Origin of the sequence: Azospirillum oleiclasticum (assembly GCF_013423485.1) — a bacterium.
GTDB classification, from domain to species: domain Bacteria; phylum Pseudomonadota; class Alphaproteobacteria; order Azospirillales; family Azospirillaceae; genus Azospirillum; species Azospirillum oleiclasticum.
Map to the genome: position 1 here is coordinate 74,658 of NZ_JABFFR010000002.1, position 20,951 is coordinate 95,608.

At 69.8% G+C, this 20,951-nt stretch carries 20 protein-coding genes and 1 tRNA gene; 14 read left to right on the forward strand and 7 right to left on the reverse strand.

All coding sequences use genetic code 11. From position 1 onward, the window contains the following. Positions 1 to 6: 6 nt before the first annotated feature. The 5 genes from HL658_RS04595 (at position 7) to HL658_RS04615 (ending at position 4,370) form a co-directional block, all read left to right on the forward strand. A complete protein-coding gene (locus HL658_RS04595) occupies positions 7 to 810 on the forward strand; it encodes an SDR family NAD(P)-dependent oxidoreductase (RefSeq protein WP_180280668.1) in 804 nt (267 codons plus the stop codon). Next, positions 807 to 1,712 carry an NAD(P)-dependent oxidoreductase gene (locus HL658_RS04600; protein WP_180280669.1) on the forward strand — a complete coding sequence of 302 codons (906 nt, stop codon included), beginning with the start codon at positions 807 to 809 and terminating at the stop codon, positions 1,710 to 1,712. Before HL658_RS04595 ends, HL658_RS04600 begins: the two co-directional genes overlap by 4 nt. Before the next feature lie 126 nt (positions 1,713 to 1,838). Next, positions 1,839 to 2,951, forward strand: coding sequence for an alpha/beta hydrolase (locus tag HL658_RS04605; protein WP_180280670.1), 1,113 nt, complete (start codon positions 1,839 to 1,841; stop codon positions 2,949 to 2,951). Positions 2,952 to 2,975: 24 nt separating this feature from the next. Next, positions 2,976 to 3,413: a cyclophilin-like fold protein gene (locus tag HL658_RS04610; protein ID WP_180280671.1), complete on the forward strand. Its 438-nt coding sequence runs from the start codon at positions 2,976 to 2,978 to the stop codon at positions 3,411 to 3,413. Continuing rightward, positions 3,414 to 4,370: a LysR family transcriptional regulator gene (locus HL658_RS04615; protein WP_343055004.1), complete on the forward strand. Its 957-nt coding sequence runs from the start codon at positions 3,414 to 3,416 to the stop codon at positions 4,368 to 4,370. It abuts the gene before it with no gap. Positions 4,371 to 4,389: 19 nt separating this feature from the next. On the opposite strand, the gene HL658_RS04620 is transcribed toward HL658_RS04615, so the two are convergent. Continuing rightward, positions 4,390 to 5,445, reverse strand: a complete 1,056-nt coding sequence (locus HL658_RS04620) for a LacI family DNA-binding transcriptional regulator (RefSeq protein WP_180280672.1) — start codon at positions 5,443 to 5,445, stop codon at positions 4,390 to 4,392. Between the two features lie 144 nt (positions 5,446 to 5,589). Between HL658_RS04620 and hisD the strand changes: the two genes are divergently transcribed. Genes hisD through HL658_RS04635 form a run of 3 tightly spaced genes read left to right on the forward strand, consistent with a single transcriptional unit; the run spans position 5,590 to position 8,656 of the window. Beyond that, positions 5,590 to 6,891, forward strand: a complete 1,302-nt coding sequence (gene hisD, locus HL658_RS04625; RefSeq protein WP_180280673.1) for a histidinol dehydrogenase — start codon at positions 5,590 to 5,592, stop codon at positions 6,889 to 6,891. A 2-nt stretch (positions 6,892 to 6,893) separates the two neighbouring features. Then, the gene (locus HL658_RS04630) at positions 6,894 to 7,655 is read left to right on the forward strand and encodes an SDR family oxidoreductase (RefSeq protein WP_180280674.1); all 762 of its coding nucleotides are present in this window, start codon (positions 6,894 to 6,896) and stop codon (positions 7,653 to 7,655) included. An 11-nt stretch (positions 7,656 to 7,666) separates the two neighbouring features. Beyond that, positions 7,667 to 8,656 carry an alcohol dehydrogenase catalytic domain-containing protein gene (locus tag HL658_RS04635; RefSeq protein ID WP_180280675.1) on the forward strand — a complete coding sequence of 330 codons (990 nt, stop codon included), beginning with the start codon at positions 7,667 to 7,669 and terminating at the stop codon, positions 8,654 to 8,656. Between the two features lie 60 nt (positions 8,657 to 8,716). On the opposite strand, the gene HL658_RS04640 is transcribed toward HL658_RS04635, so the two are convergent. Then, on the reverse strand, positions 8,717 to 9,889 hold the full coding sequence (locus tag HL658_RS04640; RefSeq protein WP_180280676.1) for an MFS transporter: 1,173 nt from the start codon (positions 9,887 to 9,889) through the stop codon (positions 8,717 to 8,719). A gap of 155 nt (positions 9,890 to 10,044) precedes the next feature. Between HL658_RS04640 and HL658_RS04645 the strand changes: the two genes are divergently transcribed. After that, a complete protein-coding gene (locus HL658_RS04645) occupies positions 10,045 to 10,968 on the forward strand; it encodes a LysR family transcriptional regulator (protein ID WP_180280677.1) in 924 nt (307 codons plus the stop codon). Positions 10,969 to 11,039: 71 nt separating this feature from the next. Here HL658_RS04645 and HL658_RS04650 read toward each other — a convergent pair. Both HL658_RS04650 and ctrA read right to left on the reverse strand, forming a co-directional pair. Then, a tRNA-Gln gene (locus HL658_RS04650) sits at positions 11,040 to 11,114 on the reverse strand. A 78-nt stretch (positions 11,115 to 11,192) separates the two neighbouring features. After that, positions 11,193 to 11,906 (reverse strand): response regulator transcription factor CtrA, encoded by a 714-nt coding sequence (gene ctrA, locus HL658_RS04655; RefSeq protein WP_180280678.1) that lies wholly within the window; start codon positions 11,904 to 11,906, stop codon positions 11,193 to 11,195. A gap of 205 nt (positions 11,907 to 12,111) precedes the next feature. On the opposite strand from ctrA, the gene fliI reads away from it, so the two are divergent. The 5 genes from fliI to HL658_RS04680 all read left to right on the forward strand — a co-directional run bounded on the left by fliI (position 12,112) and on the right by HL658_RS04680 (position 15,432). Continuing rightward, positions 12,112 to 13,446, forward strand: a complete 1,335-nt coding sequence (fliI, locus tag HL658_RS04660) for a flagellar protein export ATPase FliI (RefSeq protein ID WP_180280679.1) — start codon at positions 12,112 to 12,114, stop codon at positions 13,444 to 13,446. Further along, a complete protein-coding gene (locus HL658_RS04665; RefSeq protein WP_180280680.1) occupies positions 13,443 to 13,880 on the forward strand; it encodes a flagellar FliJ family protein in 438 nt (145 codons plus the stop codon). The genes fliI and HL658_RS04665 overlap by 4 nt, the downstream gene beginning before the upstream one ends. A 97-nt stretch (positions 13,881 to 13,977) precedes the next feature. After that, positions 13,978 to 14,364: a hypothetical protein gene (locus HL658_RS04670; protein WP_180280681.1), complete on the forward strand. Its 387-nt coding sequence runs from the start codon at positions 13,978 to 13,980 to the stop codon at positions 14,362 to 14,364. A 9-nt stretch (positions 14,365 to 14,373) separates the two neighbouring features. Next, positions 14,374 to 14,802, forward strand: coding sequence for a DUF6524 family protein (locus HL658_RS04675; RefSeq protein WP_180280682.1), 429 nt, complete (start codon positions 14,374 to 14,376; stop codon positions 14,800 to 14,802). A 30-nt stretch (positions 14,803 to 14,832) separates the two neighbouring features. Then, positions 14,833 to 15,432, forward strand: a complete 600-nt coding sequence (locus HL658_RS04680; protein ID WP_180280683.1) for a hypothetical protein — start codon at positions 14,833 to 14,835, stop codon at positions 15,430 to 15,432. A gap of 357 nt (positions 15,433 to 15,789) precedes the next feature. Here the strand turns inward: HL658_RS04680 and HL658_RS04685 are convergent, their stop codons facing one another. Genes HL658_RS04685 through HL658_RS04695 form a run of 3 tightly spaced genes read right to left on the reverse strand, consistent with a single transcriptional unit; the run spans position 15,790 to position 20,947 of the window. Beyond that, complete coding sequence (locus tag HL658_RS04685) at positions 15,790 to 16,143, reverse strand: hypothetical protein (RefSeq protein ID WP_343055005.1); 354 nt, start codon at positions 16,141 to 16,143, stop codon at positions 15,790 to 15,792. Beyond that, complete coding sequence (locus tag HL658_RS04690) at positions 16,140 to 18,230, reverse strand: hypothetical protein (RefSeq protein ID WP_180280684.1); 2,091 nt, start codon at positions 18,228 to 18,230, stop codon at positions 16,140 to 16,142. The genes HL658_RS04685 and HL658_RS04690 overlap by 4 nt, the downstream gene beginning before the upstream one ends. After that, entirely contained in the window at positions 18,230 to 20,947 is a 2,718-nt protein-coding gene (locus tag HL658_RS04695; protein ID WP_180280685.1) for a DUF4159 domain-containing protein, read from the reverse strand. Before HL658_RS04695 ends, HL658_RS04690 begins: the two co-directional genes overlap by 1 nt. Between the last annotated feature and the right edge of the window lie 4 nt (positions 20,948 to 20,951).

Here is a 20,951-nt window from a genome sequence, read left to right on the forward strand (position 1 = left end):
CCGACCATGAGCGAAGAGCACACGGCCGCCGAACGCACCGTCGCCGAACGCACGGTGGTGGTGACCGGCGGGGCGAGCGGCATCGGCGCCGCCACCGTCCGCCGCATGGCCGCGGAGGGCGCCCACGTCGCCATTCTCGACCGCAACATGGCTCTGGCGACCGCGCTGGCCGAGGAGCTGGGGCCGAAGGCCGCCGCCTTTGCCGCCGACATCCTGGACGAGGCGGCGGTGCAGGCCATCGAGCGCACCATCGCCGACAGCCTGCCGCCGGTGACCGGCGTCGTCGCCTGCGCCGGCATCCCCGACATCCCCCGCGCCATCGAGGACTACCCGGCGGCAGACTGGGAGCGGGTCGTCGATTCCCATCTGAAGGGCACCTACATCACCTGCCGCGCCTTCGGCGGCCCGATGGCGGTGCGGGGCGGCGGGGCCATTGTGAACATCGCGTCGGTGCTGTCCTTCCGCTCCGGTCCGGTGCTCGCCTACGGCCCGGCCAAGACCGCCATTTCCAGCCTGACCGAGTCCCTGGCCGTGCATTGGGCGCGGCGCGGGGTGCGGGTCAACGCCGTCGCCCCCGGCTGGACCGACACGCCCTTCCTGCGCCCACCGGAGCGCAAGGGCGAGCGCGACCTGACCCCCATCCTGCGCGCCACCCCGCTCGGCCGCCTGATCAAGCCGGAGGAGGTGGCGGCCGTCATCGGATTCCTGCTGTCGCCAACGGCCGCGATCATCACTGGCGTGACCCTGCCCTGCGACGGCGGGGTGATCGCCGGGTCCGGCTGGGGACCCTACGGAGGATTCCCGGCATGACCATCGCCCGCATCGGCTTCATCGGCCTCGGCACCATGGGCGGCCCGATGGCGGCAAACCTGCTGCGCAAGGGCTTCGAGCTGTCGGTCTACGACGTCGTTCCGGCCGCGGTGGAACGCGCGGTGGGGCAGGGCGCGCGCGCCGCGTCCTGCCCGGCCGACGCCGCACGCGGCGTGGATGCGCTGATCACCATGCTGCCCGACGGCCCGGTCGTTCGCGACGCCCTGTTCGGCCCCGACGGCGCCGCCGCGGCGCTGGAGCGTGGCACGCTGGTCATCGAAATGAGCACCATCGCCCCCTCCCAGAGCGACGCCCTGCGCCGCGACCTGGAGGCTGCGGGGCTGCGCATGCTCGACGCCCCCGTCGGCCGCACCCCCCGCCACGCGGAGGCCGGCACCCTGCTGGTCATGGCCGGCGGGACGGAAGCCGACGTGGCGGAGGCGACGCCGCTGTTCGAAGCGATGGCCGACACCATCCACCACATCGGCCCCGCCGGCCACGGCATCCGGCTGAAGGTGGTCAACAACTGCATGGCGATGGTCGGCATGGTGATGACGGCCGAGGCGCTGACACTCGCCGCCAAGGCGGGGCTGGACCGCGACACCGCCGTCCGCGTGATGAGCGGCACCGCCGCCGGGCGCGGCCAGCTCATCATGAACTACCCGAACAAGGTCCTGGCCGGCGACATCACCCCCGACTTCCCCCTGCGCATGGGCCTGAAGGACATCTCGCTCGCCTTGCAGTTCGGCGCCGAGATGGCCTCCCCCCTGCCGCTCGCCGCCGCCGCCCGCGAACTCTTCGCGCTGGCCCCCGCCTGGGGCCGCGAGGGGCAGGACTGCACGGCCATGCTGCTGCTGATGGAGGATCTGGCGCGGGTGGGGAGGGCGCCGGCCGAACGATGATCGGGCGCGGACGGTCCGTCGCTGTGAATGTTGAGCCGTCCTCAGCATCGCGTCAAACGGAGCCGCTCTACCCCGGCGGATCGGTACCGCCTACGTCATGCGAGACCCTTTCAGGAGTGCTCGATCATGACGAACAGAGACACACATCGATTGGCTACCGCCGACCGGGACATCGACACCGACCGGCGCGCGCTGCTCCGGCTGACCGGGGCGGGCGTTGCGGCCATCGGGGTTCTGGGAGCCGCCGGCGGATCGCCGGCAGCGGCGAAGGACCTGTCACGCGGTGCGGCGAATTTCCACACCAGCGATCGGGTGACCCGCCAGACGGTGACCTTCCCTCACCAATACCGGATGACTTTGGCGGGAAACCTGTTCCTGCCAAAGGGTCTCGACCGCAACGCCCGCCACCCGGCGCTGGTCGTCGGCCATCCGATGGGCGCGGTGAAGGAGCAGAGCGCCACCCTCTACGCGACAAAGATGGCCGAACGGGGCTTCGTCACCCTGGCGATCGATCTGCCCTTCTGGGGGGAAAGCCAGGGTGAGCCCCGCAACGCCGTGTCCCCGGACCTCTACGCCGAGAGCTTCAGCGCGGCGGTCGATTTCCTGGGAACCCGCCCCTTCATCGATCGGGGCCGCATCGGTGGCATCGGCATCTGTGGGAGCGGCAGCTTCATCATCAGCGCGGCCAAGATCGATCCCCGCCTGCGCGCCATCGCGACGGTGAGCATGTACGACATGGGGGCGGCCAACCGGAACGCGCTCCGCAACTCGCTGTCGGTGGAGCAGCGCAAGGCGATCATCGCCGCGGCGGCCGAGCAGCGCTACGTCGAGTTCGACGGCGGAACGACCGAGTACACCGGTGGAACGACCCTTCGGCTCACCGCCGAGACCGATCCCATCCAGCGCGAGTTCTTCGATTTCTACAGGACGCCCCGCGGGGAATACACGCCGCCCGGAGGGTCGCCCCTGACCACGACGAAGCCGACGTTGAGCAGCAACGTCAAGTTCATGAACTTCTATCCGTTCAACGACATCGAAACGATCTCCCCCCGGCCGCTGCTGTTCATCAGCGGCGATCAGGCGCACTCCAGGGAGTTCAGCGAGGAGGCCTTCCGGCGGGCGGCGGATCCCAAGGAACTGGTCTGGGTGCCGGGTGCGGGGCACGTCGATTTGTACGACCGGGTGGACCTCATCCCCTTCGACAAGCTGCAGTCGTTCTTCGGCGTGCATCTCGCCTGAAGGCCGGTGTTGGGGAGCGATCCGATGAACAGGAAGACATTGCGGAACCCTGCCTTGGGACTGGCGGCCATCCTCGGCCTTGCCGCTCCGGTATCGGCGGCGGCGCAGGAGCAGATCCGGATCTCGTCCGACTGGGGGAGCGTAACGGCGGAGCTGGTGGACAACGCCGCGACGCGGTCCCTGCTGGCGCTGTTGCCGCTGACCCTTCCGATGCGCGACCACCTCCGGCAGGAGAAGACCGGAGCGCTTCCCGCATCCCTGCCGGACGCCCCGCGGCGGCGCGACTTCACCGCCGGCACCGTGGGGCTTTGGAGTGCCGACGACTTCGTGATCTACTACCGCGATGGCGAGGTTCCCGGCCCCGGCATCGTTATCCTCGGGCGCCTGCGCGGAGACGCGTCGCTGTTTGATCGGCCGGGCCCGGTCACGGTCACGGTCACCGTGGAGCGGATGCCGCGGTGAGTGCCCGCATCGTTGCGATGGTGGGGCCGGACAGGCAAGATCGCGGCCATGCGGACCAATCGGGGCAATCTTGCCGATTTCAGCTATTTTCTCGCGCTTGCCCGGCACCGCAGCTTCCGTCGGGCGGGGCTGGAGTTCGGCGTCACCGCCTCGGCGCTCAGCCACGCGTTGAAGGGGCTGGAAAGCCGTCTCGGCGTCCGGCTGTTCAACCGCACGAACCGGAGCGTGACGCTCACCGCGGCCGGCGAGGAACTGTACGCGGCGCTCGACGGCCCCTTCTCCGCGATCGATGCGGCGGTCGAGGGATTGAACCGATACCGCAGCGATCCGACCGGACGCATCCGGCTGAATGTGCTCGAACATGCGGGCACGCTCCTACTCGGCCCGGTGCTGCCGGTCTTCTTGGAGCGGTATCCCGGAGTCGCGGTCGATGTCGTGGTATCGAACCACCTCGTGGACGTTGTGGCGCACGGTGCCGATGCCGGCATCCGCTATGGTGGCACCGTGCCCGAGGATATGATCGCGCAGCGGCTCTCCGCCGACATCCGCTGGGTCGTGGTCGGCTCGCCCGCCTATTTCGAGCGCTGTGGGACGCCGGAGCACCCCGAGGATCTTCTGAAGCACCAATGCCTGCGTATCCGTCTCGGCGACGACAGCATCTATCATTGGGAGTTCGAGAAGGCCGGGGAGACCGTGGTGATCGATGTTCCCGGCTCGATCACCATCGACGAGACGCAGTTCGCCCTCTCTTTGGTGCGGGCCGGCGCGGCGCTCGCCTATCTGCCCGAACCCTGCGTCGTACCGCTCGTCGGCGACGGGGTCTTGCGGATCGTGCTCGACGACTGGGCTCCCGTGGGTGAGGGGTTTGCCATCTATTATCCGAGCCGCCGGCAGGTGCCGACCGGCCTGCGCCTGCTCATCGACCTGATCCGGGAACTCCAACCCCTTGGTCTATGACCGGTCCGGCATCGCGACCCTACCGTCCCGGCGGCCCCGTGCTCGCGCGCACCGTCACCTGCGCGTCCGTCTCCACCTTGTCCTCGGCGGCTTCGCCGGCGATGCGGCGGACGAGGAAGTCGGCGGCGCGTTCGCCCATCTCGGCGGCGTCGATGCGGACGGTGGTCAGCGGTGGGTTGGTGTAGGCGGCGACCTCCAGGTCGTCGAAGCCGGTGATCGACACCGCGCCGGGCACGGCGATGCCCATGGTCGAGGCCTGGGACAGGGCGCCGATCGCCAGCGTGTCGTTGCCGCACAGGACCGCGGTCGGCGGCGGGTCGGCGGTGATCAGGCGGCGGAAGGCGGCGCGCCCGTCGGTGACGGTGTAGGGCGCCTCGATCACCCGCTCCGGTGGCAGGTCCAGCCCACGCTCCTCCAGCGCCAGCCGCACGCCGGCCAACCGTTCGCGGGCGCGGTCGTTGTGCCGCGTCAGTCCGGCGATCATCGCGAAGCGCCGGTGGCCCAGATCCAGCAGGTGGCGGGCGAGCTGCGCCGCCGCGCGGCGGTTGTCGAAGCCGATGCAGGGCCGCTTCCCCTCCGGCTCGTAGGCGAAGGTCTGGACGCAGGGGATGCGCGTGCGCTCCAAAAGCTCGAACAGCCGATCCTCGTGCGCGGTGCCAACCAGCATCACGCCGTCGATGCCGCCCTCGATCAGGGCTTCCAGCGCCTGCACCTCCCGCTTGGCGCTGTACTCGCTGCTGCCCAGCAGAAGGCGGTAACCCGCCTCGCTGAGGGTGCGCTGCATGGCGGCGATGCAGCGCGCGAAGATGGCGTTGTCGAGCGCCGGGGTGATCGCCGCCACCGTGTTGGTGCGACGCCGGGCCAGCGCGCGGGCGGCCCCATGCGGCATGTAGCTCAATGCGTCCACCGCGCTGCGCACGCGGGCCAGCACCTTCGCACTCACCGAATCCGGCTTGTTCAGCGCACGCGACACGGTGGCCGAGGACACGCCGGCGGCACGCGCGACATCCTCCATCGTCGCCGGCTGCGTCGGGATGGGCGGGCTGGCGTGCAGCGTGTGATTCCCGTTGCGCATGGGTGTCCGTAAAAGCGGTTACGCAATTACGATACAGCCCCGCATCGGCTGCGGACAAGGGTTCCTGACAAGAATGTTGCCCATTCCAACAATCGCGCTATGCTGAAAAATGAAAGCGCTTCCACGCGCGATCGGGAGGAATGCATGAGCATCGAGACGCTGAAGCGGGCCGACAAGCGCCCGGCGACGGGCGAGGAGGAGACGCGCCGGACGGTCGCCTCCCTGCTGGATGAGATCGAGCGCGGCGGCGAGCCCACGGCTCTGGACTGCGCCCGCCGGCTGGACGGGTGGGACGGTCCCATCGTCGTATCGCCCGAAGCCATCGCCGCGGCGGAGGCGGCGCTGCCCCCGGCACTGAAGGACGACATCCGCTACGCCCACGACCGCGTGCGCCGTTTCGCCGAGCACCAGCGCCACAGCCTGTCGGAGTTCGAGGTTGAGCTGGAACCCGGCTTCCGCGCGGGTCAGAAGCTGATCCCGATGACGACGGTCGGCTGCTACGTCCCCGGTGGGCGATACGCCCATGTCGCGTCGGCGATCATGAGCGTGACCACCGCCCGCGTCGCCGGGGTGAGGAACGTCATCGCCTGTTCGCCACCACGGCGGGGGGAGGGCATACCGACCTCCGTCCTCTATGCGCTGCATCTGTGCGGGGCCGATCAAATCCTGGTGCTGGGCGGCGTGCAGGGCATCGCGGCGCTGACCTTCGGCCTGTTCACCGGGCATCCGGCCGACATGCTGGTCGGCCCCGGCAACCAGTATGTGGCGGAGGCCAAGCGCCTGCTGTTCGGCCGTGTCGGCATCGACATGTTCGCCGGCCCGTCGGAGATCGGCATCATCGCGGACGGCACCGCCGACCCGCGCATCCTCGCCTCCGACCTCGTGGGGCAGGCGGAGCACGGCCCCAACTCCCCCGCCTGGCTGGTCACCACCGACCGGCGCGTGGCCGAGGAGACCATCCGCCTCGTCCCCGGCCTGATCGAGGCGCTGCCCGAACCCAACCGCGGCTTCGCCGCCGCCGCGTGGCGCGAATACGGCGAGGTCACCCTCTGCGACAGCCGGGAGGAGGCGGCCGAGGTCAGCGACGGCTACGCGCCCGAGCATCTGGAGGTGCACGCGGCCGACCCCGACTGGTGGCTGGGCCGGTTGGTCAATTACGGCTCGCTCTTCCTGGGGGAGGAGACGACGGTCGCGTTCGGCGACAAGGCGGCCGGCCCCAACCACATCCTGCCGACCAAGGGCGCGGCGCGCTACACCGGGGGCCTGAGCGTGGGCAAGTTCCTGAAGACCGTCACCTACCAGCGGATGACCCGCGACGCCAACCGCGAGCTCGCCGCCGTCACCGCGCGCCTGTCACGGCTGGAGGGGATGGAGGCGCACGCCCGCACCGCCGACGACCGCCTCGCCAAATACTTCCCCGACCAAGACTTCCGGCTGGAGGCGTGACCATGGCCGCCCTGTTCGACCTGACCGGCCGCGTCGCCTTCGTCACCGGCGGGGGCAGCGGCATCGGGCGCCGGATGGCGGAGGCACTGGCCGCCGCCGGGGCCGCCGTGGTGGTCGCCGGTCGCCGCACCGGGCCCCTGGCGGAGACCGCGGTGACCGTGCAGGCGTCCGGCGGGCGCGCCGCCGCGGTGACGGCCGATCTCGGCGACCTGCCGTCGCTCGACGCCGTCGCTGTCCTGGCGGCGGAGCCGTTCGGCCCGCCCGACATCCTCGTGAACGCCGCCGGCATCAACCTGCGCCAGCCCGCCGAGGACGTGACCCTGGAAAGCTGGGAGCAGACGGTGGCGGTGCAGCTTTCCGCCCCCTTCTTCCTCGCCCGCGCGCTGGTGCCGGCGATGCGGGAGCGGGGGTGGGGGCGTGTCATCAACATCGCCTCGCTCCAATCGGTGCGCGCCATGCCCAACAGCATGCCCTATGGCGCGGCGAAGGGTGGCATCTGCCAGCTCACCCGCGCGATGGCGGAGGCGTGGTCGCGCCACGGCATCACCGCCAACGCCATCGCGCCCGGCTTCTTCCCCACCGAACTCACCGCCCCCGTCTTCGCCGACGCGTCCCGCGCCGCCGAGATGGCGGCGCGCACGGCGATCGGCCGCAACGGCCGGTTGGAGGATCTGGACGGCCCGACCGTCTTTCTGGCGAGCCGGGCGTCCGACTATGTGACCGGTCAGACGCTGTTCGTCGATGGCGGCTTCACCGCGAAGTAGGAGGGGGATCCATGAAGGCGCTCGTCTACACCCGCCCGCTCACCCTCGACCTGCGCGACGAGCCGGAGCCGGTGCCCGGCCCCGACGAACTGCTGGTGCGGGTGGACGCCTGTGGCATCTGCGGCTCGGACCTGCACGGGTACCACGGCCATGACAGCCGTCGTGTGCCGCCGCTGATCCTCGGTCACGAGGCGGCGGGGCGGGTGGCCGCGGGTCCGCAGACCGGACGCCGCGTCGCCATCAACCCGCTGGTCACCTGCGGGGTGTGCGACGCCTGCGTCTCCGGCCGCGCCAACCTCTGCCCCGAGCGCCGGCTGATCGGCATGGCGCGGCCCGGCGCCTTCGCCGAGCTGGTGACCATCCCCGCGGTCAACGTCTGCGACGTGCCCGACACCCTTCCGGCCGAGCATGCGGCGCTGGCCGAGCCGACCGCGGTCGCCGTGCACGCCGCGGCACTCGCGGCCCGGGCTTCCACCCGCCCGTTGGGCGAGTGCGACGCGCTGGTGATCGGCGGCGGCGGGATTGGGGTGCTGGCGGCGCTGGTCCTGCAAAGCCACGGCGTGCGCCGCCTCCGCGTGGCGGAGACGAACCCCCTGCGCCGCGCCCCGCTGGCGGCACGGGCCATCGGCGAGCCCTTCGATCCCGTGGCCGACCCGCCGGCCGAAGGCCGCTTCGACGTGGTGATCGACGCCGTGGGCGCCGACGCCACCCGCCGTTTGGCGGTGCACGCCGTCCGCCCCGGCGGGGTGGTCGTCCATGTCGGTCTGCAGGGCGGCGAGGGCGGGCTGGACATCCGCCGCATCACGCTCCAGGAGATCACGGTCATTGGCACCTACACCTACACGCCGCTCGATTTCCGAACGGCGCTGCGCGGGCTGGCGGAGGGTGCCTACGGCGACCTTTCCTGGATCGAACGCCGCCCACTGGACGAGGGCGCCCGCGCCTTCGCCGATCTGGACGAGGGGCGGAGCGCCGCGGCGAAGATCGTGCTGGTGCCGTGAGATAGGGGAGAGCGCGGAGCCTGATGGGTCAGGCCCCGCCCCCATGGTATCATCGTCGTCTCAGGCCTCGCAGGCGACGGTGGCCGCCTGTCGCCGGCCCAGCCAGACAAGCCCCAGGCCGGCGGCGGCGGTCAACCCGCCGACCAGCGGCACGGCGGCATAGCCAAGCCCCACGGCGATCACCGCGCCGCCAAGCGCAGCACCGATCGCGTTGCCAAGGTTGAACGCTCCGATGTTGACCGAGGAGGCCAGCCCCGGCGCATCGGCCGCGGCCTGCATCACCCGCATCTGCACCGGTGGTACGATGGCGAAGGCCGCGGTACCCCAGAGAAACAGCGCGATCGCCGCCCCGACATGGCTGCCCAGAAGCAAGGGCGAGACCAGCATGATCGCCGCAAGCGCGCCGAGGAAGACCGCCGTTGCTCCGTCGAGCGACCAATCGGCGACGCGGCCGCCCAGCCAGTTGCCAAGGGTGAAGCCCAGTCCGATCAGCACCAGCGCCACGGTGACGAAGCCGTCGGACGCCCCGGCCAGCGTGGTCAGGATCGGCGCGACATAGGTGTAGAGTGCGAACATGGCGCTGGACCCCAGCACGGTGGTCAGAAGTGCGATCAGCACCTCGAGCCGGGTGAGGACGCGCAATTCGCGCCGGACCTCGGGACGCGCTCCGGCGGCGCCCGCCGGCAGCGCCAGCCAAAGGGCCGCGATGGTCAGCAGACCCAGGATCGCCGTCCCCGCGAAAGCCTCGCGCCAGCCGATGCTCTGGCCGATCCAGGTCGCGACCGGCACGCCGCCGATGTTGGCGATGGTCAGGCCCATGAACATGGTGGCGACGGCGCTGGCCTGTTTCTCCTTCGGCACGAGGCTGGCCGCCACCACGGAGCCCAGGCCGAAGAACGCCCCGTGGTTCAAGCTGGTGACGACGCGCGAGGCCAGAAGCGTCCAGTAGTCCGGGGCCATGGCCGACATGAGATTGCCGAGCGTGAAGATGGCCATCAGCGCCATCAGCGCCGTGCGCTTGCCGAACCGGGCGAAGAGCAGCGTCATGACCGGCGCGCCCACCGTCACCCCGATGGCATAGGCGCTGACCAGCAGGCCTGCCGAGGGGATGGAGACATCCACCCCTTCGGCGATCACCGGCAGCATGCCCATGGGTGAAAACTCCGTCACGCCGATGCCGAAGGCCCCGACGGCAAGGGCCAGGAGCGGCCAGTTGGATGTGCGTGCTTCCATGATGCTTCCTTAAGCATTCCAGCCCGGGGCCAGCCCTTTCGGGGCGACGGTGGGCCATCCTTGTGATGCCGGGACAGATAAAGCCGCTGTCATGCCTTGATAATCGCCTGGATCTTCGCATCATCTGTGAACAGAATTCATAAGCGGACGTGACCATGGACAACCGGGCGGGCGAGATGCAGGTGTTCCTGCGGGTGGTCGAAGCCGGCAGTTTTTCCGAGGCCGCGCGCCAACTCCTGATGACACCCTCGACCGTGTCCAAGCTGATCGGCCGCATCGAGGCGCGCCTTGGCGTTCGGCTCCTGGAACGATCGACCCGGCGCCTGTCGCTGACCGGGGAAGGGCGGATTTATTACGAACGCAGCCAGAACCTGCTCGGCGAACTGGACGCCATCGAGCGCGATCTGACGCAAGGAGCCGCGAGCATCACCGGCACGGTGCGGGTGTCGGCTTCGGTCGGGCTGGGCATGGTCGCCATCGAGCCGCTGCTGCCCGCTTTCTGGCAGGAGTTCCCCAACATCGCGCTGGATCTGTCGATTTCGGACGAGGTGGTGGACCTCTATCTTGACCGCACCGATGTGGCGTTTCGTGTGGGAAAGCTGGCGAATTCCAGCCTGACCGCGATCCGGCTGGGCAGCGCGCCGCGCAAGATCGTGGCCTCGCCCGACTATCTGCGCCGGCGCGGCGTGCCGAAGACCGCGGCCGATCTTGCCCATCACGCCTGCCTTAGCCTCAACTTCCGCCGCTCGGCGCCGGTCTGGCTGCTGCATGAGGCCGGACAGGTCTTCGACGGCCGCGTGTCAGGCCCTCTTTCGGCCAACAACGGCGAGACGGTGCGGCGCATGGCGTTGGCCGGAATGGGGTTGGCGCGGATCGGGGAGTTCCACATCCGCGAGGATCTGGCCAGCGGCGCGCTGGTCGAGGTTCTGGCCGAGGTGGTCGCGGTGGATCGAGAGGATGTGCACGCCGTCTATCTGGGTGGCGACCACATGCCACGCCGCGTTCGCATCCTTCTGGATTTCATGGTGCCGCGGTTGCGGGCGTTCCTGGGCGAGACAAAGGCGCGGGACAACGGCTGATCGTCGCGGCCAAGGCTTCGTCGTGCCGAGTCCCGAACAGTCAAGGAAATCTACCGGGGCGCAGCCGGGGATGGTTGGGGCGCCAGGATTCGAACCTGGGAATGGCGGTACCAAAAACCGCTGCCTTACCGCTTGGCGACGCCCCAGCCGTGCGAGGCCGGCACCATAATCGGAAACGCGGCCCCGTGCAACGGCGTCCGGAGGGGAAAAAGCCGGGCCGCCGGTCAGCCGGTGGCCTGTTGGGGGAGGCGGGCGGATTCGTCGTGCGGGTCGCGCAGCACATAGCCGCGGCCCCACACGGTTTCGATGTAGTTGTCGCCGCTGGTGGCCGCCGCCAGCTTCTTGCGCAGCTTGCAGACGAACACGTCGATGATCTTCAACTCCGGCTCGTCCATGCCGCCGTAGAGATGGTTGAGGAACATCTCCTTGGTCAGCGTGGTGCCCTTGCGCAGGCTGAGCAGTTCGAGGATGCCGTATTCCTTGCCGGTCAGATGCAGCGGCTGGCTATCGACCTCCACCGTGCGGGTGTCGAGGTTGACCGTCAGGCGACCGGTGCGGATGACACTGTCCGAATGTCCCTTGGACCGGCGGACAATCGCCTGGATGCGGGCGATCAGTTCGCGCTTGTCGAATGGCTTGGTCAGATAATCATCGGCGCCGAAACCGAGCCCCTTGATCTTGTGATCCAGCTCCGACAACCCGGACAGGATGAGGATCGGCGTGGTGACCCGCGCCGCGCGCAGGCGTCGCAGCACCTCGAACCCTTCGATGTCCGGAAGCATCAGGTCGAGGATGATGATATCGTAATCGTAGAGCTTGCCGATCTCCAGCCCATCCTCGCCAAGATCGGTGGAGTCGACGATGTAACCTTCCGTCTGCAGCATCAACTCGATGCTCTTCTGGATGGACGAATCGTCTTCGACCAACAGAACTCTCATGGCGATATCCCAACTGGTTGCGCGGCTGCGGAGCGGATCGGGCTCAATCCGGGCGGAATTGGGGCGCAGCAAGTACGCCGTTTACACAGGTTAACAGCTTGTTCAGCTTAACGCCAGCCCGGCGTTACGCTTCATTTAACGTTAATGAATTCGTACGAACATCCAAGTGGTGTCGTTTCGTTCCCGTCTTGCCGCGTTACGGTTCATGCCTGCCGACATCGCCCGCCTGATCCAGGATATCGAAACCCTGCCCGACCTCCGGCGCTTCGGCCGGGTCACGGCCGTGCTCGGCCTGCTGGTGGAGGTCGGTGGAATCGAGAAGGAGCTGTCGGTCGGCGGCCGCTGCGTGGTGGAGGCGCGCGACGGGCGCCGCCTGCCGTGCGAGGTGGTTGGGTTCCGGCAGAGCCGGGCGCTGCTGATGCCGTTCGGGTCGCTCGACGGGGTGGGGTTGGGGTGCCGCGCGGTGGTGGCCGACGGTCTGCCCTCCGTCTTTCCGACCAACGCGTGGTTGGGCCGCGTCATCAACGCGCTGGGCGAGCCGGTGGACGGCAAGGGGCCGCTGCCCAAGGGGCCGCAAGGCGTGCCCGTCCGCAACAGCCCACCGCCGGCGCACCGGCGCGAGCGGGTGGGGGCAAAGCTCGATCTCGGCATCCGCGCCGTCAACACCTTCCTGACCTGCTGCCGCGGTCAGCGCATGGGCATCTTCGCGGGCTCCGGCGTCGGCAAATCGTCGGTCATGTCGATGCTTGCCCGCTTCTCCGCGGCCGAGGTGGCGGTGATCGGGCTGATCGGCGAGCGCGGGCGCGAGCTGCAGGAGTTCATCACCGAGGATCTGGGGGAGGAGGGTTTGGCCCGCAGCGTCGTGGTCTGCGCCACCTCCGACGAGTCGCCGCTGATGCGCCGACAAGCCGCCTATCTGACGCTGGCGGTGGCCGAGCATTTCCGCGACCAGGGCCGCGACGTGCTGTGCATGATGGACAGCGTCACCCGCTTCGCCATGGCGCAGCGCGAGATCGGCCTGTCCGCCGGGGAGCCGCCGACCACCAAGGGCTACCCGCCCACGGTCTTCGCCGAGCTGCCGCGCCTGTTGGAGCGGGCTGGGCCGGGGCTGCACGGGTCGGGGTCGATCACCGGCCTGTTCACCGTGCTGGTGGAGGGCGACGACCACAACGAGCCGATCGCCGACGCGGTGCGCGGCATCCTGGACGGTCACATCGTGCTGGAGCGCCAGATCGGGGAGCGTGGACGCTATCCCGCCATCAACATCCTGCGCAGCGTGTCGCGCACGATGCCCGGCTGCAACACGCCCAAGGAGAACGAGCTGGTGGGTATCGCGCGCCGGCTCCTCGCGTCCTACGACAACATGGCGGAGATGATCCGGCTCGGCGCCTACCGCCGCGGCACCGACCCGCAGGTGGACGAGGCCATCCACTTCCAGCCGGCGCTGGAAGCCTTTCTGAAGCAGGGCAAGCGTGAGGCGACCGATCTCGCCACCGGTTACGCGCAGCTCGCCCAGATCTTCGGGATCCAGTGGCCGTGAGCAGCCTCAAATCCGTCATACGGCTGCACAAGTGGCAGCTCGACGAAAAGCGGCGGGCGCTGGCCGAGTTGCAGAATCTCGGCGACCGGCTGCGCGCCGAGGCGCAGCGGCTTGAGGAAGAGGTCGTCCAGGAACAGCGGGCGGCCAGCGCCAGCTTCGAGGCGTCCTTCACCTACGCCAACTATGCCAAGGCGGCGATGGAACGCCGCCGGCGCATCGCCCAATCCATCGCGCAGGTCGACCAGCAGATCGCCGCCGCCACCGACGAGATGGCCGCCGCCTTCCAGGAGCTGAAACGCTTCGAGCTGGCCGAGGAGGAGCGCCTGCGCCGTGAGAAGGAGAAGATCCGCCGCAAGGAGGACGCCATGCTCGACGAGACCGCCCTGGTCGGCTTCCGCCGGCGCCAGAAGGCGGCGGAGGAGGCGGGATCGTGACGCCCGCCGGGAGAGGGGGCCGGACAGGGTTGGAATCCGGCGCGGCCGGTCGCTAATCTGCGGGCATCGGACGCACGGCAAGGGATCAGGTCAGGCGATGGCGGGCGGTCACGGCGGTGGATTTCTGTTTCACATCGACGGCATCGGCGGGCACATCGACGTGTTCGCCGACCGCATCGTGCTGCATCGCCATGGTTTCGTGCATTTCTGGGTCGAGCTTCTGAAGCTGTACGAGGGCTCGACGGAAACGGTGATCCCGCTGTCGCAAATCTCGTCCATGACCATTGTTCAGCCGATTTTCCTGCCGGGCTACGCCCGCTTCACCTATCCGGGGTCGCCGGCCTACTCGCCGCATTACTGGGTGGACGCGATGCAGCCCAACACCATGCTGATGGGCTATGTGGACAACCGCGGCTTCCACCGCCTGAAGAGAATGCTGGACGGCCGCCCGGCACCCGTGATCCATGACCGCGCGGCGGAGTGAGGGCGTGCCATGGCGGGCGGCGGCGGACGATTCCAGGTCAAGCATTTCACCATACGCTGGCTGTTCACCTTCAGCCTGCTGACCGCGACCTACAACCCCACCGGATACTGCTACGTGGACTGGCTCTTCGCCTCGTTCAACGAGTATCTGCCGGTGAAGGTGTTCATCGGCGTGTGCCTGCTGATCGTGCACCTGTTCGTCCTGTCCATGGCGATCAGGGCCTTGACGCTCCAAGGCATAGTGACGTCCGTGCTGTTCTTTTCCGCGCTGAGCTGGGCCGGTTACAGCCTGGGTGTGCGGCTTCCGACCATCGGGCTGATGATCATGTGGGTGCAGATCGCCATCGCGACGACGCTGGCCGGCGGCATGTCGCTGGCGTTGATCCGCAGCCACATCTCCGGCCAGATCACCCCGTCGGAAGAGGGCGGCCATGTGTGACGGGGGACGCCGCGAGGGGAGTGGCGCGGTATGATTGACGGGCTGATCGAGATGCTGTGGCGGACGGCGGAGCTGGGCCTGCTGGTCATGCTGCCGGTGATCGTTCTGTCGCTGGGCGAGCGGCTGATCCATGCCGTGGACGTGATCCGCTACCACGAGGTGCCCGGCCTCGCCCGCTTCAGCGTGCTGTCCGGCCTGATCGCCGGTGCACTGCTGCTCTACGCCAACCATGAGCGGGAATGGTACGAGTTCGACACCGTCTTCGACCCCGACGGCCCGTGGGCGGTTCCGCTGCCTCAACTCTTTACGCTGTGGTTGAACCCGCTGCGCTATTCCCCGCAGCCGCTGCTGCACCACATTGCGCCGCTGGATTACACCGACACAGCCACGGTGCTGGCCGGCCTTTCCACCGGGCTGGCGGGGCTCGCCGTCTTCGGGTCGGTGCGTTACTTCGGAATGAAGGCACCCCTGGCGATGCTGGCCAACATCGTCATCTGGCTCTGGGGTGCCGGGCTGGCGATCTATATGGTCTGCGCCGGTGCCTGGGCGCTGAACATGCTGAATTTCTGGGCCGTGGTGATCGGCTTCTTGGTCTACCGCTACTATCACCTGAAAGCCGCGGCGCACTGACACGCTCCGAGGGAACGACCCGTCGCCGATCGATCATACGGTTGTGTGGAACGGCGGCTCACGCCTATCTTTGAGGCGTCGGTCGGCGCCTCGCCGGCCGGCGGACCGAAAGGAGGTGACGCGCTTGAAGAAAATCCTGAGGTGGTTCAACCGCTTCTGGTTCACGTTGAAGATCGAGTTCCAAGCCGGCTTCAACAAAAATCAGGATCGGTAAAAGGCCACGGGGTGGGGTCGGGAAACCGGCCCCACCTTCAGGGAACCGACGAGGCGCGTCACCTCCTGCCGCAAACGTTACCATCGCCACTGGAAAATTCAAGGATCGGCCCGGAGCCGCTTCCGGCCCGCTGCGCCTGCGGCTCAAATCCGCTCCAGCCGCGCCAGCAGCGTTGGATTGTCCCACGCCGGTTGCCGGTCCTCCGCCACGACGCGGTGCGGCAGCGGGGTTTCCGCGGACGCGGTGACCTCCAACCAGCGCGGCACCAGCTCGTTGGCAAGGTCGTCCAGCAGTGCGAGCGCCACCGCCTCCAGCCCGCCGGTCAGTCCCTCGGTGTGGCGGGCAAGGCTGGCCGGATCGAGGATCAACCGGTCCGGCACATACCGCACGCGCAGCGCCACCGGTCCCGCCGCGGCTCGCAACTCCACAAGATAGTCGTGCCGCGGGTCAGGGGAGGGCAGGGTGACGAGATCCTCCCGCCGCAACGCCGCGCTCACCGCCCCTCCCGCCGCCAGGCGAGCAGCAGGGCGCCCAGCGCCAGCAGCAGCACGGCGACGACCGGAAGCAGCGGCGTGTCGGTCACCCCCGTCACCACATGGTCGCCATTGGCGCGCAAGCCGATCCAGCCGTTTCCGGTCTGGTCGCGGTCGGGGCGGGTGCGGCGCACCTCCACCCCCGGCCGCAGGCCGTCCTCATGATCGGCGACCCAGTGGATGCCGCCGCCGGTGGCCGCGGCCACCGGGGCCATGCGGTCGCCGGTGGAACGCACGTCCGCCAGCTCCGGCGGGTTGACGGCACCCACCACGGCCAGCGCGGTGCGCGTTCCGTCGGACACCCGGTAGATGCCGGGCTCCGCCCCGACTACGGTGGCGCTGGCGAGGCCCGGCCGACCCTCCCGCATGTCCAGCGTGCGGGTCTCGTCGGAGGGGGTGGTGAGGGTGACGGTGCGCGGGTCGGTCTCCAGCGAGCGGCGTTCCACGGTGATGCGGTTGCCGTCCACGCGGGTGCGCAGGTCGTTCTCCTCCAGCTCCGGTTCCTTCATCAGCCAGTGTGCGAGGCGGCGCAGCAGCTCCGCCTGCGGCCCCCCGCCGTCGTAGCCGCGGCTCCACAGCCAGATCTGGTCGGACGCGAGTTGCGCCACCCGACCCTCGCCGACACGGTTCAGGATCAGCAGCGGCCGGTTCTCCGCTCCCGACATCACCACCGCCCCGTTGGTGGGCAGCGTGTCCACCTGATGGAACCAGCGGCCCCAGGCCGGCTCGCCCTCCGGACGGTCGCCGGGCAGTCCGGTGGTGACCGGGTGGCGGCGGCCGAGGTCGGTGACCTTCGGCCGGAAGGGCACGCTGAGCGTCTGCCCGGTCGGCTCGGCTGGCAGCACCTGCCCCAGCGGGGTGCGGAACAGCGACAGCGGGCTGGCGAAACCCTGACCGGAGGATTCCAGCAGCGCGCCGCCCTTCTCCACATAGCGGGCGATGTTGTCGAGATACATCTGCGGCAGCACGCCACGCCGCCGGTAGCGGTCGAAGATGACGAGGTCGAACTCCGACAGCTTGATCTCGAACAGCTCGCGGATGGGGAAGGCGATCAGCGACAGCTCGCGGATCGGCGTGCCGTCCTGCTTCTCCGGCGGGCGCAGGATGGTGAAGTGGACGAGGTCGACCGACGGGTCGGCCTTCAGCAGGTTGCGCCAGGTGCGCTCTCCCGCGTGCGGCTCGCCCGAGACCAGCAGCACGCGCAGCCGGTCGCGCACGCCGTTCACCACCACCGCGGCGCGGTTGTTGGCGAGCGTCAGCTCCTGCCGGGCCGGCTCGACCTCGATCTCCATGACGTTCTGGCCGCCGTGGCTGACCGGCAGCTCGATGCGGAAGTCGCGGCCCACCGGCACCCGCGCGGTCTGTTCCTCGCCGCCGTCGCGGCGGAAGGTGACGGCGGCGTCCGGCGACTGGCGGCCGGGCATGTCGTCCACCCGGATGGTCAGCTCCACCGGCTTGCCCACCAACCCGAAGCTCGGCGCCTGCACGATGGCGAGGCGGCGGTCCCCCTCGTCGCGATCGCCGGTCAGCAGCGTGTGGACCGGGCCGGCCTCGGCCAGCCGGTCCAGCGCCTCGGGAATGTCGTGGACCTGCCCGTCGGTGATGAGGACGGAACCGGCGATGCGCCGGCGCGGCACGTCGGCCATGGCGCGATTGAGGGCCTCGAACAAATGGGTCTCATTGATGGCGCCGGCTTCCGAGGCCCCGTCGCCGGCACGGACCACGCGCACCTCGAGATCATTGTAGGTCTTCAGCCGCTCGGTCAGGGCCTCCAGCGCGCGTTCGGTGCGGGGGCGGCGCTCGCCGATGTTCTGGCTGGGCGAGCCGTCGACCACCACCAGCGCCACGTCCTTGATCGGTTCCCGCTTCTCGCTGACCAGAGACGGGTTGGCGAGGGCGACCGCCAGCACGGTCAGCGCCAAGGTGCGCCACATCATCCCGCGGGCGCGTCGGACAAAGCCCAGCACGACGACGAGCAGGGCGAAGCCCGCGAGCGTGCCCAGCACCGGCCAGGGGAGCAGCGGGGCGAAGGCGATGCTGGTGCCGTCCATCACTGGCCGAGCCTTTCGAGGATCGCGGGCACGTGCACCTGATCCGCCTTGTAGTTGCCGGTGAGCGCGTACATCACGACGTTCACGCCGAAGCGGAAGGCCATCTCACGCTGCCGCTCGCCGCCGGGGACCACGGCGTAGAGCGGCTGGCCGTTGCGGTCGGTGGCCCAGGCGGACGCCCAATCGTTGCCGCCGATGATCACGGAGGACACGCCGTCGTTCAGCCGCCCCTCGCGCGCCTCCACCCACAGCTCCGACCCGGCGTAGCGGCCGGGGAAATCCTGGAGCAGATAGAAGGACTTGGTCAGCACATGTTCGGGGTTGACCCGCCCCAGCGCCGGGACATCCAGCCCCTCCGTCAGCTGGCGCAACGCCATCCCGCCGCCGCCATAGCCGGCCCCCTGGTCACGCGTGTCGAACAGGATGACGCCGCCGTGGCGCATGTAGTCGTTGAGCTTAGTGCGTGCCCGGTCGGTCAGCGGCGGGTGGCTTGGGGACACGGCCCAATAGAGCAGCGGGAAGAAGGCCAGTTCGTCCCGCTCCACATCCACGCCCATGGAGCCGGCGGCCTCCACCGCCGTGCGGCGGTTGAGCACCTCGACGAGGCTGTCCAGTCCGGACTTCACCGTGTTGTCGAGCACCGTGTCACCGGTCCGCACGAAGGCCAGATAGGTCTCGGCCGTCGCCTTCAGGCCGAAGCCGTCGTCGGCGCGCACGGGCGACGGGACGCCGGACAGCGCGCCGGCGGCGACCAGCAGAAGGCCGGCCGCCGCGGCGCGGCGGGGCCGTGCCCAACGGCCGAGCAGGCCGCGCAACGCCAGCGCGATCAGCAGGTCGATGATGGCGAGCGCCATGGCCGTTCCCAGCAGATGCGGTTTCAGGGCGACCTCCCCGCGCTGGCCGTAGACGCTGCGCGCCACGCCCGGCGGCAACGCGCCCAACGGGTCGACGGTGGTGAGGGCGGAGGTCAGATTCAACGCACGACGCGCCTCGTCGGTGCCGTAGAAGCCCGGCGGGTGGCGAGGGCCGATGGTTTCCCCGCGGAAGGCGTCGCCGGCGATGGGGAAGGCGGTCGGCGGCGGCGGGATCAGCCGCCCGAATCCGTCCAGCACCTCCAGCGGTTCCAGCGACACCGCCTGGCCCGGCCCCGCCACCCCCTCGCTCAGCGCCACCATGCGGCGGAGCATGTCCACGAACAGGCCGGAGAGTGGCAGGTTCGACCAGTCGGGGCTGGCCGTGGTGTGCACCAGAACGATGTGCCCGTCGCCGCGCGCTTCCGCCGTCACCAGCGGTGTCCCGTCGGCCAGCCGTGCCCAGGTGCGGTCGGCGAGGTCGAGGGATGGCTCGGCCAGCACCTGCCGCTGCACCGTCACATCCTGCGGGATGCGCAGGCCGGCGAAGGGGCTCTTGGCATCGAAGGGCTGCAACCGCGCCGGCTCCGACCAGCTCAACGCCCCGCCCAGCGCGCGGTCGCCGATGCGCAGCCGCACCGGCACCAGCGTGTCGGCGTTCTGCGCCAGCCGCGGCCCGGCGAAGCGCAGCAGAACGCCGCCGCGCCGTACCCAGGTCTCCACCGCGCCCGCCTCCTCCCCGGTCAGAGAGCCGACGTCGGACAGGATGAGCACGGCGAGGTCGCGCTTCAGCAGATCGCCGATGGCCCCCTGCCGCACCTCGTTGTAGGGCTCCAGCGCGCGGTTCAGGTAGTGCAGGTCGGACAGGAGCGGCTGGTTCTCCCCCTCCGGCCGACCGGAGACGAGGCCGACCGGGCGGCGGCGCCAGCGCTCGTCCAGCAGGACGGTGGCACCGGCTGTCGTGTCGTTCTCGACGCGCAGCGCCGCCGCCTCGTTGCGCAGCTCGGCCGGAACCTCCAGCCGTACCTCGCGGGCCTTCTGCCCGGCGTCGAAGGCGATGGTCTGGCGGGTCAGCAGCCGGCCATCACCGGCGGTCAGCCGCACCGTCACCGGCTCCGGCCGTGAGGCGTCGGCGCGCACGATGCGGGCGACGAAGGCGGTGCCCTCACTGGCCGGGGGCAGCAGCAGATGGGCCGGCCGCGCCGCCAGATCGTCCAACACCTCCGCCGAGCCGAGCCGCTGAAGCGCCAGCGCCAGATCGCGCGCCGTTCGGTCGCCGATCCCGTCGCTGATCCACACCGCGTGGGTGGAGCCGCCGGGCGGAAGCCCGCGCACCGCCTCAAGCGCCGCAGCACGGTCGGCCGGCCAGGGCAGAGGGGTGAGTGCCTGGACAATGCGCTGTGCCTCCGGCGCCGGCAGGGCCGCGGTGGCGGCGATCTTTTCGCCGCCGGGCGGATGCGCCGTGGTGATCACGATCACCGGCCGGCCTTCACGCCCGGCCTGGGCGACCGCGTCCTCCATGGCCTGCCGCCGTGCCGGCCAGTCGCGTCCGGCGGCCCAGCCGTTGTCCACCACCAGCACCACCGGGCCGCCACCGGGCATGGCGGCGCGCGGGTTCAGCAGCGGCCCGGCAAGCGCGAGGATGACCAGGGCGGCGATGACCAGACGCAGGAGCAGCAGCCACCAGGGCGTGCGCGCCGGCGTCTCCTCCCGCGCCACGAGATCGCGCAGCAACCGGATGGCCGGAAAGCGCACGACCCGCGGGGCCGGCGGTGTCACCCGCAGCAGCCACCAGAGCACCGGCAGCACGGCGAGTGCGGCGAGCACCCACGGCGTGGCGAAGGCGATGGCACCGAAACCGAGCATATCG

Coding starts and splice junctions, on each gene's coding strand:
- HL658_RS04595 (WP_180280668.1), top strand. CDS start 7: ATGAGCGAAGAGCACACGGCCGCCGAACGCACCGTCGCCGAACGCACG.
- HL658_RS04600 (WP_180280669.1), top strand. CDS start 807: ATGACCATCGCCCGCATCGGCTTCATCGGCCTCGGCACCATGGGCGGC.
- HL658_RS04605 (WP_180280670.1), top strand. CDS start 1,839: ATGACGAACAGAGACACACATCGATTGGCTACCGCCGACCGGGACATC.
- HL658_RS04610 (WP_180280671.1), top strand. CDS start 2,976: ATGAACAGGAAGACATTGCGGAACCCTGCCTTGGGACTGGCGGCCATC.
- HL658_RS04620 (WP_180280672.1), bottom strand. CDS start 5,445: ATGCGCAACGGGAATCACACGCTGCACGCCAGCCCGCCCATCCCGACG.
- hisD (WP_180280673.1), top strand. CDS start 5,590: ATGAGCATCGAGACGCTGAAGCGGGCCGACAAGCGCCCGGCGACGGGC.
- HL658_RS04630 (WP_180280674.1), top strand. CDS start 6,894: ATGGCCGCCCTGTTCGACCTGACCGGCCGCGTCGCCTTCGTCACCGGC.
- HL658_RS04635 (WP_180280675.1), top strand. CDS start 7,667: ATGAAGGCGCTCGTCTACACCCGCCCGCTCACCCTCGACCTGCGCGAC.
- HL658_RS04640 (WP_180280676.1), bottom strand. CDS start 9,889: ATGGAAGCACGCACATCCAACTGGCCGCTCCTGGCCCTTGCCGTCGGG.
- HL658_RS04645 (WP_180280677.1), top strand. CDS start 10,045: ATGGACAACCGGGCGGGCGAGATGCAGGTGTTCCTGCGGGTGGTCGAA.
- ctrA (WP_180280678.1), bottom strand. CDS start 11,906: ATGAGAGTTCTGTTGGTCGAAGACGATTCGTCCATCCAGAAGAGCATC.
- fliI (WP_180280679.1), top strand. CDS start 12,112: ATGCCTGCCGACATCGCCCGCCTGATCCAGGATATCGAAACCCTGCCC.
- HL658_RS04670 (WP_180280681.1), top strand. CDS start 13,978: ATGGCGGGCGGTCACGGCGGTGGATTTCTGTTTCACATCGACGGCATC.
- HL658_RS04675 (WP_180280682.1), top strand. CDS start 14,374: ATGGCGGGCGGCGGCGGACGATTCCAGGTCAAGCATTTCACCATACGC.
- HL658_RS04680 (WP_180280683.1), top strand. CDS start 14,833: ATGATTGACGGGCTGATCGAGATGCTGTGGCGGACGGCGGAGCTGGGC.
- HL658_RS04690 (WP_180280684.1), bottom strand. CDS start 18,230: ATGGACGGCACCAGCATCGCCTTCGCCCCGCTGCTCCCCTGGCCGGTG.
- HL658_RS04695 (WP_180280685.1), bottom strand. CDS start 20,947: ATGCTCGGTTTCGGTGCCATCGCCTTCGCCACGCCGTGGGTGCTCGCC.